This window comes from Sunxiuqinia sp. A32 (genome assembly GCF_052690465.1).
In genome coordinates this window covers 74,056-89,280 of record NZ_JBQYLI010000007.1, presented here as the reverse complement: position 1 = coordinate 89,280, position 15,225 = coordinate 74,056, and the positions used below count along the sequence as shown (strand labels likewise).

Sequence of the window (15,225 nt, the reverse complement as noted above, 5' to 3'; positions counted from 1 at the left end):
TAGTTGTCAATGTATGTTGTCCCAAGTGACATATCTTTATATCAGGAACTCGTTTTTTCTGCTATAAAAACCAATGGTAAATGATGACCGCCATAGGGACGTTTGTCAAAGTTGGAATAGAATTTTACTCTTGAGAATCCATTGATTTCCAATAGGGTTTCAATTTCGTTTTTACGAAGTGGTATTAAGTATGAAGCGTGGAAATGAGAATCCCGGGTTTCTTTAATAATTAATTCGGTATTGAAAATAATCTTCCCACTCGGTTTTGTCGGTAAATCATACTTCCGAATAAAACCAATATTTTCAGTATCAATTAGTGGCAGATCCGTGATTTCATTTTCAAGTATGTAATCGTAATTAAGAACCTGCACCATTAATTTTCCTCCAGGAACCAGATGCTTTCGGGCAGTATTGAAAAAGTTTCCAATTTCACCTAATGACGAAAGGTGAACAAGTGTATTCCCAAAACAAACAATTCCATGAAATAATTTTCCTGGGAAGTCATTGTCCAAATCCAACATGTTTGTCTCCCGAAAATGCAAATTGGTTGATGGATAGGCCTCTTTTGCCAATTGAATCATATCCGAATTAAGATCAATTCCGGTTACATCGCAGCCTAAACTTGCCAGTTCGTTGGCCAATTTCCCGGTTGAGCATCCAACATCAAGAATATTTTTTCCTGATAAGCTTTGCAAGCTTGATTCAACAAATGTTACTTGCTTGGAATTTAAAGGGAATATCTGATCGTAATAATTTGCGATGGATGTATAAAAGTGATCCTGATCAATTTTCATGGTTGAACACAGATTTAGTTAAAAAGGGAAACGTCCCCATTTTTAACAGATAGAATCACTTAATGTTTCAATGATTCAGAAAAATGAATTTAATTTATGCGGAATTGCGGATATGTATTTAAAGCTTAGCTGCTTATCCTTTTATTTCATTGAGCAGACCCTCACACGCATCTTCCAATATATCAAGCACTAATTCAAATCCATCACTTCCACCATAGTATGGGTCGGGAACAGAGTTGTGGCCAGCTCTGGAACAGAAGTCGGTCATTTTATGTATTTTATGAAGATCGTTAGTTTTTTGTGCCATGTCCTGCAGGTCGTACACATTATTGTCATCCATGCCAATAATCCAGTCGAACTTGTCAAAATCAATATCCGGATCAACCTGGCGAGAGATTGAAGTAAGATTGTAACCTCTTTTTTGAGCATGGCTCTGCATACGTTGATCAGCCTGATCACCTACATGATAACCGCTAGTTCCCGCTGAGTCACACTCAACAGTTTCCTGTAAGCCTTCTTTTTTAATTAAGCCATTAAAGACAGCTTCGGCGCTGGGAGAGCGACAAATGTTACCCAAACAAACAAACAATACCCGTTGCTTCATAGTCAAATATTTTAGAGCAAAAATAGATGATTTAGCGGATCATGAAAGTCATAGATAATAAATTATTGTTATGAGTTTGGAGTAATTTAATATTCTGCAAAATGGTATTCCAATAAGTATTTTGATATCACGTTTTAAATGATGAGTTTTGCATTTCTGTTTTTATGAAAGACTTTACAGTAGGCAACGAAGCGAGGTTAATTCTTCGATTTTCAATTCCCTTGGTCATTGGAAATATTTTCCAAAATCTTTACAATATAGTTGATAGTGTGATTGTTGGGAATTACCTGGGCAAAGAAGCTCTGGGAGCTGTTGGTGCGTCTTTCCCAATTATTTTCACGTTGGTTTCGATGGTTATTGGTGTCGGTTCAGGTGCATCAACAGTTGTGTCGCAGTATTTTGGTGCCAAACAAATGGACAAAGTAGCGCGGACAATAGACACCATTTTTATCTTCTTTTTGGCTTCTTCGATTATCGTTTCTATTGTCGGAATTGGTTTAAGCGAACATATATTTAGATGGATAAACCTACCGGAAGAAATGTTGCCGCAAGCTGTCACTTATTTAAATATATACATTGCCGGAATGTTTTTCTTTTTCGGTTTTGCCGGAATTACATCCATATTAAGAGGATTGGGAGATTCAAAAACACCTTTGTATTTCATGGTAATAGCAACGATCAGTAATGTGGTCTTCGATTTGCTTTTTGTTGTGGTATTTAAGTGGGGAATTGAGGGAGTTGCTTTTGCTACGCTTCTGGCACATGCAGGTGCTTTTTTTACAGCAGCCTGGTATTTAAATAAAAAGCATCCGGTGATAAAACTTTCCATTCGGAAATATATTTTTGATCGGGATATTTTCAAGAGTTGTGTCCGGATCGGTTTACCTACCGGATTTCAGCAATCATTTGTTGCTTTTGGGATGATAGCGATTATGAGTATCGTTAACGGATTTGGTACCAATGCCGTTGCTGCCTACACAGCTGCTATGCGGATTGACTCTTTCGCTAAGATGCCTGCTATTACGTTTTCCTCGGCGCTTTCAACATTCGTAGGGCAGAATTTAGGGGCTTTTCAGGAGGATCGAGCAAAAAAGGGACTTCGTTCAACTCTTATTTTTTCGCTGGGGTATTGTTTATTTATATCCTTGTTGATCATACTTTTCGGAAAGTATATAATGAACCTCTTTACTCCGGATCAAGGAGTGATTGAAATCGGTCAGGATTACCTGGTTATTGTGTCTTCCTTTTACTTATTATTTGCAGTCATGTTTACTTTTACAGGGTTTCTTCGAGGAGCTGGAGCAACACTGATTCCGATGATTACTACCTTTACTTCTTTGTACCTGTTCAGAATTCCGATAGCCTACTTTTTATCCGCAAAAATTGGAGTAAATGGTATTTGGTGGGCTGAACCAACAGCATGGTTGGCTGGTATGACAATTTTAATCCTATACTTTTACAAAGGACGCTGGAGAGGGAAAGTTGTAGTTAAAAAGGAGGATGAAATTCCTACATAATTGTAGGAATTATTGCTTTTATTAAGGAAAAGTTAATAAATTACAATTCTATTCTTTAGAATACTTTCAAATTAATAGCAAACCGGTGTTTGCTGTTTCTGTTTTTATTTTTCCAATTATCTTTGCGCACTTCGAAACGAATTATATGAACAGTCTGTCATATAACATTTAGTGATGAGTATTATGGTATACAATAATTACTAATTTAAGGGCTGTTTTTTTGATCGCTAAAATCTCTAACCGCAACGTCGTTGCACTAAAATTATACTGTATGAGTAATATTTTCTTTATCGTACCATTTGCCTCAATTCTGGCTTTGGTATTTGCTTGGATATTTTTTAAATCTCTGATGAAAAATTCAGAGGGAACGGACAGGATGATTGAGATCGCCCAGTATGTTCGTGATGGAGCAATGGCCTATCTGAAAAGGCAGTACAAGGTTGTTGCTATTGTATTTTTAATATTGTTCATATTATTGACAATCATGGCATACTTTGGAGTGCAAAATCCATTTGTGCCGATAGCTTTCCTTACTGGAGGTTTCTTTTCTGGTTTATGTGGCTACCTGGGAATGAAAACAGCAACTTTTGCTTCTGCAAGAACTGCTCATGGTGCTTCAAAATCATTGAATAAAGGTCTGCAAGTAGCTTTCCGCAGTGGTGCTGTAATGGGACTAATTGTTGTTGGTTTTGCATTGTTGGATATTGCAGCCTGGTATTTATTGTTGAGTGAAGTAATTTTTACTCCGGAGCATATGGCGAATGGGCTTGAATTTCTGGGACTTCATTTCGTACACGGTAGTGCAGATTATGTTGCAAATGGTGTAATCACAGAAGCCGGTCAAAAAGTGAAATTGGTGGAAATTACAGTTACCATGCTTACTTTTGGAATGGGTGCTTCTACTCAAGCCTTATTTGCACGTGTAGGTGGTGGTATTTATACCAAAGCTGCTGACGTAGGTGCTGATCTTGTAGGTAAAGTTGAAGCTGGAATCCCAGAGGACGATCCACGTAACCCTGCTACTATTGCTGATAATGTTGGTGATAATGTTGGTGATGTTGCCGGTATGGGAGCTGACCTTTATGAAAGTTATGCAGGTTCTATTTTGGCAACTGCAGCACTTGGTGCCGCACTTCCTGCTATTGCTCTTGCTGATAGTGGAATCGATCCTATTAAAGCTGTAACTGCTCCAATGATTGTGGCAGCGATTGGAATCATTCTTTCAATTGTAGGTATTTTCATGGTTCGTACAAAAGAATCAGCTACACAGAAAAATTTATTGAATGCACTTCTTATTGGTACTGGTGGTAGTTCCTTGTTAATTCTGATCGCGATGGCAGTATTGGCATACGCAGGATGGGTAACCTGGGGTGTATTTGGTGCTGTTGTTATTGGATTGGCAGCAGGTGTAATTATTGGTCAAGCTACTGAGTATTTCACTTCTGACGAATATAAACCGACAAAAGGTATTGCAGCTCAAGCTCAGCAAGGACCAGCAACTACCATCATTGATGGATTAGCTGTTGGTATGTACTCAACATGGATTCCTGTTGTGACAATTGTTTTGGGTATTATGGGGTCATTTTGGGCTGCCGGTGGAGCTCAGCATTTTGCTATGGGAGTTTACGGAATTGGATTTGCTGCCGTAGGTATGCTGTCAACATTGGGTATCACATTAGCAACTGATGCTTTTGGACCAATTGCTGATAACGCTGGAGGTAACGCTGAAATGGCAGAGTTGGATCCAATCGTTCGTGAACGTACTGATGCTTTAGATATGCTTGGAAATACGACTGCTGCAACTGGTAAAGGTTTTGCAATTGGTTCTGCCGCATTGACTGCAATGGCGCTTATTTCTGCATATATGGAAGAAGTTCGTTTATGGTTTGGCAAAATTGCTAAAGCTGGCGAAGGATTTATTACTAAAGGTGAATACGTATTCTATAATGATGTTGCTCCTGCTGTTGAGGATGGCATTAAAGCTGTGAAAATTTCAGCTGCTTCAGTAAAAGATTTCTCTTCTGCTTATGATATCACACTTTTCAACCCATTGTTCTTGGGAGGACTCTTCTTGGGTTCAATGATGGCATTTGTGTTTAGCGCAATGACTATGAAAGCAGTAGGTCGCGCTGCTGGTGCAATGGTTGATGAAGTTCGTCGTCAGTTCCGTGAAATTAAAGGAATCTTGGAAGGTAAAGCTACTCCGGAATATGCAAAATGTGTTGAGATTTCAACTATTGGAGCTCAAAAAGAAATGTTGCTTCCTTCACTAGTTGCAATTATTGTACCTGTTGTTGTTGGAGCATTTATGGGTGTTGCCGGTGTAATTGGTCTGTTAGCTGGTGGTTTAACAGCTGGTTTCACATTGGCGGTATTTATGAATAATGCCGGTGGTGCGTGGGATAACGCTAAAAAGTACATCGAAAAAGGAAACTACGGTGGTAAAGGTAGCGAGGCTCACAAAGCTGGTGTTGTTGGTGATACTGTTGGTGATCCTTTCAAAGATACTTCAGGTCCATCATTGAACATCTTGATCAAATTGATGACAATGGTTTCTGTAGTTATGGCAGGTTTAACAGTAACGTTAAGTTTGATGATGTAAGAAAAATCAGATTTTTAAAACGGTCTGACAAAATATGCTGGCCTGTGGGAAATTCTCACAGGCCTTTTTTTATCTTTGATAATCAGCAAAACTAAGACGCATGGATTACGAAAAAGCGAAAGAATATTTTAAAAATGATCGTTACGCAGCAATGACAGGAATTGAGCTTGTCGATGCCTGAAAAGGTTATGCAGTTGCTAAATTGAAAATAGGTGAACAACACTTAAATGCTGCAAATGTCGTACAGGGAGGTGCTATTTTCACGCTTGCAGATTTTGCTTTTGCAGTTGCTTCCAATAGTCATGGACAATTGGCTTTAGCAATTAATGTAAATATTTCATTTCTGAAAGGAAAATCGACAGGAGTATTATATGCGGCTGCAAAGGAAGTTGCTGATCCGAACGAATTGGTGCTTATGATGTATTAATAAATGATGAAAATGATGGGCTTGTTGCACGTTTTAACGGATTGGTTTATCGCAAAAATGAAAAACATTCTTTCTAGTCAACAATTTCTTCTACATAAAACAAAAGACCACCCATCTTTCTATGGGTAGCCAATGCATTTATATTACCGTGTTACATTTCAATTTTATAAGCCACAACACTGTTTTTAAAGAATGTAGGAACAAGCAATAAATCCAGCTCCTTGGCGAAATCTATATCGGCGGTATTTATCTTTTCAGCAGTTGAGTCCAACAATTTTATCATTTTACCATCCTTTAAGTAAAAGATTCGGCCGGGCCAGTTTGAGAATACAAAATTTCCTTTGTTATCTTGTTCCAAGCCATCAATGCCTTGACAATCAGTTTGAATAATTTCAGCTTTTTTACCTTTAATGTCCGTTTTGAAAATCTTATCAGAGCCGATATAAAGTTCTCCCATTTTGGTCATTAATCCATTCACATGCCCCATCTGCTCATCATACATCCATAAAGATATTTCCCCCTCATTCAATACATGAATTTTCCCGGTATTGCTATCTGAAACAAAGATCATCCCGTTTCCGCAAGCCGCAACGTCATTTAAAAATGTGGCGCCTTCAACAGGATATTTCTTAACAATTTTGGAATTTGCAATCTCGATTTCTACTAATTCATCAATATCCGAAACATAGAGCTTCCCCTTAAAAATAGCCATTCCTTTTGGAGCACTTAATCCTGATATCCACTCCAGGTTTTTAATGGTGCCGTCAGTATTCAGAATTGAAATAAACCCATTGCCATCTTTTTCACCCGGACTATCATTGATGTTTGAAACATAAATAACTCCATTTTCATGATCGTATAAAACTGATTCAGGTGTTTTTAGTTTAGGACCGGTATCCCAAACCTGCACAAGACTTTGTCCATAAGACAACACTGTAAAAAATATAAGCGAAAAAAACAGGATGCTTTGTTTTGCATTCATGACGATTAATTTTAAGTTTGATATACCTTATTAACAACCAATTATCTATTTCGTTTATACTTATTGCAATATTATGAATAAATCTGTATTTCAGTACATTGTCTTGATTTTAATATTAACATCGTGCCAGGCAAAGCAGGATTCCTTATTATTTGTTGGAACATACACCGACGGGGAAAGTAAAGGAATTTATAGCTATTATTTCAATGAGAATACTGGGGAATTAGCACCCGCATTCGAGACTAATAATAAGGAAAATCCCTCCTTTTTAGCAATATCACCAGATCAAACCTATTTATATGCAGTTTCCGAAGTAAAAAAAGGACCCGGAATTGATAGTGGTTCTGTTACTGCCTACCGGATTTTAGATAATGGTGAACTAGAAAAGATAAACAAATCGTCAACAGAAGGAGACCATCCTTGTCATGTGGCGGTATCACCCGATGGGAAATTTGTTGTTGCATCCAATTACTCCAGTGGGAGTTTGAGCTGTTTCAATGTTGATGAGAATGGAGGTTTATCGGAGATGTTTCAACAAATTCAACATCAAGGTTCGGGGCCAAACGTTAAAAGGCAAAATGAACCTCATGCCCATTCATCTTTGTTTAATGCTGAAGGAAATTTGCTTATTTCTGCAGACTTGGGAACTGATGAATTGAATTTCTATAAGCTAAATGCGAATGGGGAATTCATTGCACCGGAGCAGGCATCTATTAAAATGGAGTTGGGTGCTGGGCCACGACATTTTGATTTTTCACCAGATGGAAAATTTATCTATATAATGAATGAATTGAATTCAACAGTTACAACCCTAAAAAAAGAAGAAGGTAGGTATAAAACAGTAGAAAGTGTTTCAGCATTGCCAGAAGATTTTGATGGAACCAGCACCGGAGCAGATATACATGTAAGTGCAGATGGGCGTTTTGTGTATAGTTCGAACAGGGGGCACAATTCCATTGCTGTTTTTAAAAGGGACTCAAATAGCGGAAAACTTAATTTGCTGGAGAATGAATCTGTGCAGGGAGATTGGCCGCGTAATTTTTGTATTTCACCCGATGGTCGTTATTTGTTGGTTGCGAATCAGAATAGCAATAATATCTCGGTATTCAAAGTCGATCAAAATTCTGGAATGTTAGATTTTACTGGGGTTAATGTTGATATGCCAAGTCCTGTTTGTTTGAAATTTCGTAATAAATAACCAACGTTTGCCGGAATTTTAAGCATCTGACCAGCTGTTTCCGAAGAGGTCTTTTTAATAATTTACTTTTAACGCGTAAGATATTCAATTTTAGAAATTTGAGTTTATTAACAAAAAAAGCTTTAACTTATTTATCCTGTAATTGTTAAAGAGATAGAAATTAAAAGCTTTTCAACCATGAGTAAAATTTTACCTACCATTTCATTTACCTTTCTTATTGTCTTTTTTGTTGTTGTAAGTTGCTCCATGAAAAATGGACATAAGGAAAAAGCAAATCAACAAGCAGCTGAAAACTACCAGAATTATTGTGCCGGATGTCATGGATATAACCTGGAGAAATTTGAGGATAAAGATTGGATGTATGGCGATGACATTCAAAATGTAATTAATACGATCACTTATGGTCAGGAAGAAATGGGAATGCCCGCATTTCAAGTTACTTTCTCTACTGATGAAATAAGTGCACTCGCCAGCTATGTAAAGGAGGGAATTCCTGAAAATAAAGAAGATTTGAAACCCGCACTTTCGGCGAAAAACTCGGAAGAGTCTGAAGTGCAAAAGTTTATTGTTGATACCGTGGTTAGTGGGTTGGGGGTACCATGGGGATTGGAGTTCTTACCAAATGGAGATTTATTAATTGCGGAGCGTTCTGCAAAGTTATATCGTTTTACAAATAATGAGCTTCAGGAAATATCCGGATTGCCGGAAATCATGGTCAAAGGACAAGGAGGCTTGCTCGATTTGGAACTGCATCCGGATTACGAAAATAATGGTTGGATTTATATCTCATATTCTGGTTTCGCAGATGATAATAAGGGGGAAGGGTGTACCAATGTAATGAGAGCTAAATTGGCTGGTAACACGTTGATCGAACAGGAAGAAATATTTAATGGATTTCCTGATACCAATAAAGGACAGCATTGGGGATGTAAATTGGAATTTGACCGGGATGGCTATTTATTCTTTGGGATTGGAGACAGAGGTAACCGAGACGAAAATCCACAAAGCTTGGATAATTCTAATGGAAAAATTCATCGGATTAATGATGATGGTTCAATACCTCCTGATAATCCATTTATAGATACACCGAATGCAGTACCTAGTATTTATTCTTATGGACACAGAAACCCACAGGGAACATGTATGAATCCGGAAACTGGTGAAATATGGGAAACGGAGCATGGTCCAATGGGAGGAGATGAACTTAATTTAATAAAACCAGGTATAAATTATGGATGGCCGGTAATTAGTTACGGTATCAACTATAATGGAACAAAATTTACAGATATTACAGAGAAAGAAGGAATGGAACAACCTGCTACCTATTGGGTTCCCTCAATTGCTCCATGTGGCACAACTTTTGTAAAAGGTGATAGATATAAAAATTGGAAAAATAATATTTTGGTTGGGTCTTTGCGCTTTCAATATCTGGAGCGAGTTGTTTTGGATGGAAATAAAGTTACCCATCATGAAAAATTGATGGAAGGAATAGGCAGGGTCAGGAATGTGGAGATGAGCCCGGATAATTATATTTATGTGGCGATCGAAAATCCAGGGAAGATTTTAAAATTGGTACCAATTGATTAATGCCTAATAAATCAAATTTGAAAATGTCAGAACTAGTATTTTAACGCTGGTTTTGACATTTCTTTTATTTTTCCCAATCTTGAACTTATTAGACATGAATAATTGATGAAGTACAGAAAACTTATGTGGACACTAATTGTAATTGCACCTCTGACTCTTATTATTTTTTTAGCAATAAAATTGAATCCTTCGTTTGGGGGAAAAGCTGAAGGGAATCGATTGTTGAGAATGCAACAGTCACCCAATTATAAAGATGGTAAGTTTCAAAATCCGGTTGAGACAAATGTTCAGACCAAAGACATGCCATTTTTTAAAGTTCTCAATGAATTTTTATTCAAGAATGAGGGGAAAGTTCCTGAGAAGCCATTGCCAACTTTAAAGTATTCGGAAGCAACTGATAATTCCAATAAAGCCCGGATTACCTGGTTAGGACATTCAACTATTATTCTAGAAATCGATGGAAAACGGATTTTAACAGATCCTGTATTCGGGAAACGTATTTCTCCCTATTCATTTTTGGGAACAAAACCATTTCCTTATACAAATTCTTATCAGCTAAATGATTTGCCACAAATTGATTTAGTCTTGATTTCACATGATCACTACGATCATTTGGATTATGAAGTGATAAAACAGTTAAGAAATACCCAGGTTACTTTTGTAATGCCTCTAGGTGTTGGCATTCATCTTGAACATTGGGGAATTGATGCCAGTCAGATTAATGAATTGGATTGGTGGGAATCTTATGATTTCACCGACAATTTGAAATTCACAGCAACACCGGCCCGTCATTTTTCAGGACGAGGACTTAATAATCGTTTTTCTACTTTGTGGGCTAGTTGGGTTATTGAAAGTAGAAGTACTGCCGAACGAATATTTTTCGGTGCTGACTCTGGATATTTTCCCGGTTATAAGGAGATAGGAGAGAAGTTCGAAAGTTTTGATTTAGTGATGCTGGAATGTGGTCAATACAGTCCGTACTGGCCCTATATACACATGGCTCCTGAAGAAACCTTACAGGCAGCAAAAGGTTTGAACGCTAAGACTTTGTTGCCTATTCACTGGGCAAAATACAAATTGAGCATTCATCCGTGGAAAGAACCAGTTGAACGATTGTTGAAAGCTGCTGATACGGACGTTCCTGAAATCACCACACCACAGATTGGTCAATCATTTGTAATTGGTGAAGCATACCCAAAAACACGCTGGTGGGCTGAATTGTAATTATTACCAATTTAAGTTCAGCTATTTATTATTTTTATGCTGATCGGGTTTCATGAAAGACATCGGATTATAGAATATTCGATCTCGTAATTGTGCCTGACGGTTGAGTCGCCATCTTTCAACATAGGTTATTACTTTGCGTAGTACATCGAAATATAGTGCAACCATTAATAAGAATGTAAATATCCAGGTGAAAATAATATTGAATAATGTTGAGTCAATTCTTAGATCACCAAGGTATTTGTAAGCAGAATAAAAATGGGCACTTCCGTTTGTTTGTGCGGGTTTCCTGTAAATAGGCTCATCACCCTGATGTATTCTGTTGTTTGCGATGTAAGTTTTATGGGTTGAATATTTATCGCGAACCAACACTTCCAATTTATTGTTGGTGTAATGATTTTTGAAGTTTGTTAAAGCATCCGTATTTCCATCAAATTTTGAAAGTAGGTTCTGGTACTTGTTTTCAAGTGTTTTAGTTGCTTCGAAATAATCTTGTTTATATGTTTGGGTTGCTTGTTTTAGGTAACTCTTTAGCAATAAGGCTGATTTATTTTCAAATGAATCCGTTCCAATTTGGTTAATTGCCAAAGAAATGGAGTCGTTGTTAGGTTTGATTTCTGTAAACAAGTCTTCAAACGAATTTTTTAACAACGGAACTACAGATGCAGCTTCCTCTGTCTGCTTGTTAAGCTCAAATGCGTTGTAGGAAATAAGATATTTTTCAATTTCAGGAAGCATGTAAAAAGCCTTAAAACCCAAATCATTCTTCACAACTTCCTCATCAAAAATATTGCTTTCATATTCGTTATTCTTATAGAGATTAACTGCTAATGCTTCATATGCCCACCTTGAAGTCATTGCATCACCGATTAATGGTGTTTTATTATAACTGCTTAAGGAGTTGTGCATTTTATTGAAATCGATTATGACTCCACTAAGTAAAAGCTGTGGAACCAAAAGCAAGGGGATGAGAATATAAATAGCAACCACTGAATTAAATCCTGCCGAAAGATTTAATCCCAGTAAATTAGCAAAGCATGCCGTTGTGAAAAGGATGGCCCAGGTTGAAAAAGTCACATCGCGGATTTCAAGCATGTAATTGCCAATCAGAACAAATGAAAGTACCTGAATGGCAGACAACGCAAATAAAATCAGTATTTTAGAAGACAAATAAGCACCCCTGCTCAAGTTCAGGAATTCTTCTCGTGTTCTAATTTTCCGATCTTTAAATATCTCCTCAGCACTAATACTCAATCCGATAAATAGCGCAACTACAACACTCATAAACAGGAATGCTGGTATGTTATCATTGTAGCGGAATAGATAGGTGCTGGAATCACTATACTTTGAAAAGAACCCCAATAATACAGCAAGAATTGGCGCTTCCAGTAAGGCGATTGCCAGGTATTGACGATTTGCTTTTTTTGTGGCAAAATCTCTTTTGATGAAGAGTTTTAGCTGTTTGAACCATTTAGGCGTTTCAAAATAAACTTCCGGGAATTTTTGTCTGATATTAGGATTCAGTTCCATAAAATCAACAACCCTTGGCTCGACTTTCTCTTTATATTTTTGATACCATTCTTCAGGTGATATTTTACGCTTACGTATACTCTTTCCAAATGGATCGACCATCCGGGTTTCTATTATACGAAGAGGTTGTTCTGTTTTAACGTTACCACAAGTGAGGCATTCACTTTCATTCGGATTAATATAGTTTGCCTCGTTTTTAAAGTAAGTAATAGCTTCCATCGGATTTCCAAAGAAAACTACCCGTCCTCCTTTGTCCATCACAATCATGCGATCGAACAGCTTGTAGATATCACTGGAAGGTTGATGAATATTGGCAAATACTAACTTTCCCTTTAAACATTGTCTTTTGAGCAGATAAAGTACCTTCTCGGAATCGGCAGACGAAAGACCTGATGTTGGTTCATCAACAAACAATATGGAGGGCTCGCGCATTAATTCAAGTGCGATGTTTAAACGCTTGCGTTGACCGCCACTTAATATTTTCTTTAACGGACTACCAACAACCAAATCCCGTGCTTCAATCAAATCAAAATCGTGCAGGGTTTGATCAATTTTTTTCTGAATCTCTTCTTCGCTCATATTGCCAAAGCAAAATCGAGCATTATATTTTAGGTTTTCATATACTGTAAGTTCTTCAAGCAGTAGATCATCCTGAGGAACATAGCCAATGGTTCCTTTTAGTATTTCTTTATTTTCGGGATCATGTAAATCATACCCGTTAATGATAATTTTTCCTTTGTGTGGTTTTAGTTTTCCATTTAATACATTGAGAAGGGTCGTTTTTCCAACTCCACTGCCTCCCAATATCCCAACCAAATCACCGGAACGTTCCTGAAAACTTAACGGATGTAGCCCGAAATTTCTACGGCTAAACCGGTATTCAACATTTTCAGCATTAAACACAATCTTTGGTTTTCCTTGTTCCTGGATAAACCGTGTCATGATGCTACTGTAGTAAATAGGAATTATTCGCGATGTTCTCAATATGCCACCAGGAGGGAAAACATACAACCTTTTTTGGGTTAAACGATGACCGTTAAGGTACATGTTTCGAGGCCCCCAATATTTAAAGAATATGGTGTTAATGCTGCTTACTCTTATCAATTCGAGTTCTACTTGCTGATTTTCCCGGTAAAGGTGTTTGATTCTATTATCGGAATATTCTTCATTCCCGTTTACGACAAATAAGTTGGCTTTTTCTTTCACATCCTGCAGGGTTTTCAGGAAGAATCGAGCAAGATCTTTATATTCTTTAGATTTTATTTTGAGTCCTTTTGCAACGATATCCACCGTTAGCAAATTGTTTTCATCAACCCCGTCTTCTTTATTGATAAAATTTAGGAGTTGAACCACAATCATGAATCGGGTACCTAAATCAAATTGATCAACAATCCCTTTGCAAATTTTCTTGATGTATGATTTGTTGATGAACTTTTTACCACTGCCTTCTTCTTCATACAATATTTCTTTGTTCTGAGTATGATAATATTGTACAAAATCGTGGTAAAGTGTTTGATATTTTTCAACCAGTTCACGGTTAAAATTTTCCTGTAAGTACGAATTTACCAAATTGGACGCGTGTTCAGATGCTTGCTTGTCATCATAGTCGGTAACAATGGCAAACAGCTTTAGCAAATTTTCGATAATACCTTCGTACATAATGCAAGAATTAGAAAAAACGGGTTTTCACGTTCTTTCATAGAGCGTTAAAACCCGTTAGGTTAACTCATTTTCAAAACGTTACTTAACGTTCTTATCTCTTATCTGTGTAATCGTTTCAGTAAGTTTCTCGATTTGCTCTTTAGTCATTGAAGTTGTTCCTTCTTCTAATGCATAAATAGCATTGACCTTAGCAAGATCTTCATACGTTTCTTTCAACATTTCAGAATCTTTATATTCTTCCAACATTTCTCCCAATTTCAATAATGGCTCTTTTTGGAAAAGAATCGTTTCAATCAGTTTAGGATTTTGAAAGGTATTTTCTGAAATATGAGTTGTTAGATACAAAGCTTCGTAAACGGTTCCGGTAAGAACAAGATATGAAACTTCTGTACGTCCTTGCTTATTAAGGAAAGCATACGCATTTTGAAACATATCAGAAACAATCTGTACCAACTTTTCTTTGTTGTCCATGTTTGCTTCAATCTGATCTGGAAGATCTTCAGAAAATGCACCTGTTAAATCCAACTCACGAACTAATGTTTCACTTGCTTTGAAATAGTTCTGAATATCAGATTTCTGGTTATAAGTAGTTGCGTAGGCAAGATCTGCTGTATAGATTCCTAAGTTGATAGCTTTGCTCTTTTCAGTGAAATAAGTGCTGGCTTTGTCAGGATCGTTTGAAATCCCAACAATGTAGCTTGCTTCAATTTCATTCAGCATATTAGTAACCTCGAATGTTGAAGGTAGAGGATAGATATATTCTTTAACTTCCTTTTCGATTGTTTTCTCAGAAATCTGAGGACTTTCTTTTTTAGCACTTTTGCTATTGCAAGATGAAAAGCCGCTTATCAATAATCCGGATACAATTACCAGTGAAATGATTTTAAACGCTTTCGGTGTTTTCATTTTGTATTTTTTATAGTTAGATTTTTCTCTTTTTTAATTCGTCAAACTTGTATTTGGTGTTAATAGTCAGCGACTTTGCTTCCGAATACAGTTAAACATTGAATTTATGCTAAAATAATATAAAATTATTGGCAAATTGTAAAATTGCAATTGATTTTTTGCGAATGTTACGAATGTCTAAATAAATGCATA

General features: G+C 36.9%; 10 protein-coding genes and 1 pseudogene. 6 read left to right on the top strand and 5 right to left on the bottom strand.

Features of this window, described 5'->3' with window-relative positions:
• Positions 1-41 precede the first annotated feature (41 nt).
• The gene (locus ACUNWD_RS09105) at positions 42-794 is read right to left on the bottom strand and encodes a class I SAM-dependent methyltransferase (protein WP_445587484.1); all 753 of its coding nucleotides are present in this window, start codon (positions 792-794) and stop codon (positions 42-44) included.
• A 133-nt stretch (positions 795-927) separates the two neighbouring features.
• Positions 928-1,398, bottom strand: a complete 471-nt coding sequence (locus ACUNWD_RS09100; protein WP_445587483.1) for a low molecular weight protein-tyrosine-phosphatase — start codon at positions 1,396-1,398, stop codon at positions 928-930.
• A gap of 164 nt (positions 1,399-1,562) precedes the next feature.
• Between ACUNWD_RS09100 and ACUNWD_RS09095 the strand changes: the two genes are divergently transcribed.
• The 3 genes and pseudogenes from ACUNWD_RS09095 to ACUNWD_RS09085 form a co-directional block, all read left to right on the top strand.
• Positions 1,563-2,915, top strand: coding sequence for an MATE family efflux transporter (locus ACUNWD_RS09095; RefSeq protein ID WP_445587482.1), 1,353 nt, complete (start codon positions 1,563-1,565; stop codon positions 2,913-2,915).
• A gap of 271 nt (positions 2,916-3,186) precedes the next feature.
• Positions 3,187-5,517, top strand: coding sequence for a sodium-translocating pyrophosphatase (locus ACUNWD_RS09090; protein ID WP_445587481.1), 2,331 nt, complete (start codon positions 3,187-3,189; stop codon positions 5,515-5,517).
• A gap of 196 nt (positions 5,518-5,713) precedes the next feature.
• Positions 5,714-5,944: pseudogene (locus ACUNWD_RS09085) on the top strand (PaaI family thioesterase); the annotation flags it as partial.
• A gap of 151 nt (positions 5,945-6,095) precedes the next feature.
• Here ACUNWD_RS09085 and ACUNWD_RS09080 read toward each other — a convergent pair.
• Complete coding sequence (locus ACUNWD_RS09080) at positions 6,096-6,926, bottom strand: hypothetical protein (protein ID WP_445587480.1); 831 nt, start codon at positions 6,924-6,926, stop codon at positions 6,096-6,098.
• Between the two features lie 73 nt (positions 6,927-6,999).
• Here ACUNWD_RS09080 and ACUNWD_RS09075 point away from each other — a divergent pair, with 73 nt between their 5' ends.
• From ACUNWD_RS09075 to ACUNWD_RS09065, 3 genes are all read left to right on the top strand, one after another.
• The gene (locus ACUNWD_RS09075; protein ID WP_445587479.1) at positions 7,000-8,124 is read left to right on the top strand and encodes a lactonase family protein; all 1,125 of its coding nucleotides are present in this window, start codon (positions 7,000-7,002) and stop codon (positions 8,122-8,124) included.
• Positions 8,125-8,301: 177 nt separating this feature from the next.
• Positions 8,302-9,711 carry a PQQ-dependent sugar dehydrogenase gene (locus tag ACUNWD_RS09070; protein WP_445587478.1) on the top strand — a complete coding sequence of 470 codons (1,410 nt, stop codon included), beginning with the start codon at positions 8,302-8,304 and terminating at the stop codon, positions 9,709-9,711.
• A 105-nt stretch (positions 9,712-9,816) separates the two neighbouring features.
• Positions 9,817-10,935: an MBL fold metallo-hydrolase gene (locus ACUNWD_RS09065; protein ID WP_445587477.1), complete on the top strand. Its 1,119-nt coding sequence runs from the start codon at positions 9,817-9,819 to the stop codon at positions 10,933-10,935.
• A gap of 21 nt (positions 10,936-10,956) precedes the next feature.
• On the opposite strand, the gene ACUNWD_RS09060 is transcribed toward ACUNWD_RS09065, so the two are convergent.
• Together ACUNWD_RS09060 and ACUNWD_RS09055 are read right to left on the bottom strand one after the other, a co-directional pair.
• Positions 10,957-14,124, bottom strand: coding sequence for an ATP-binding cassette domain-containing protein (locus ACUNWD_RS09060; protein ID WP_445587476.1), 3,168 nt, complete (start codon positions 14,122-14,124; stop codon positions 10,957-10,959).
• Positions 14,125-14,205: 81 nt separating this feature from the next.
• Entirely contained in the window at positions 14,206-15,033 is an 828-nt protein-coding gene (locus tag ACUNWD_RS09055; RefSeq protein ID WP_445587475.1) for a hypothetical protein, read from the bottom strand.
• Positions 15,034-15,225 lie beyond the last annotated feature (192 nt).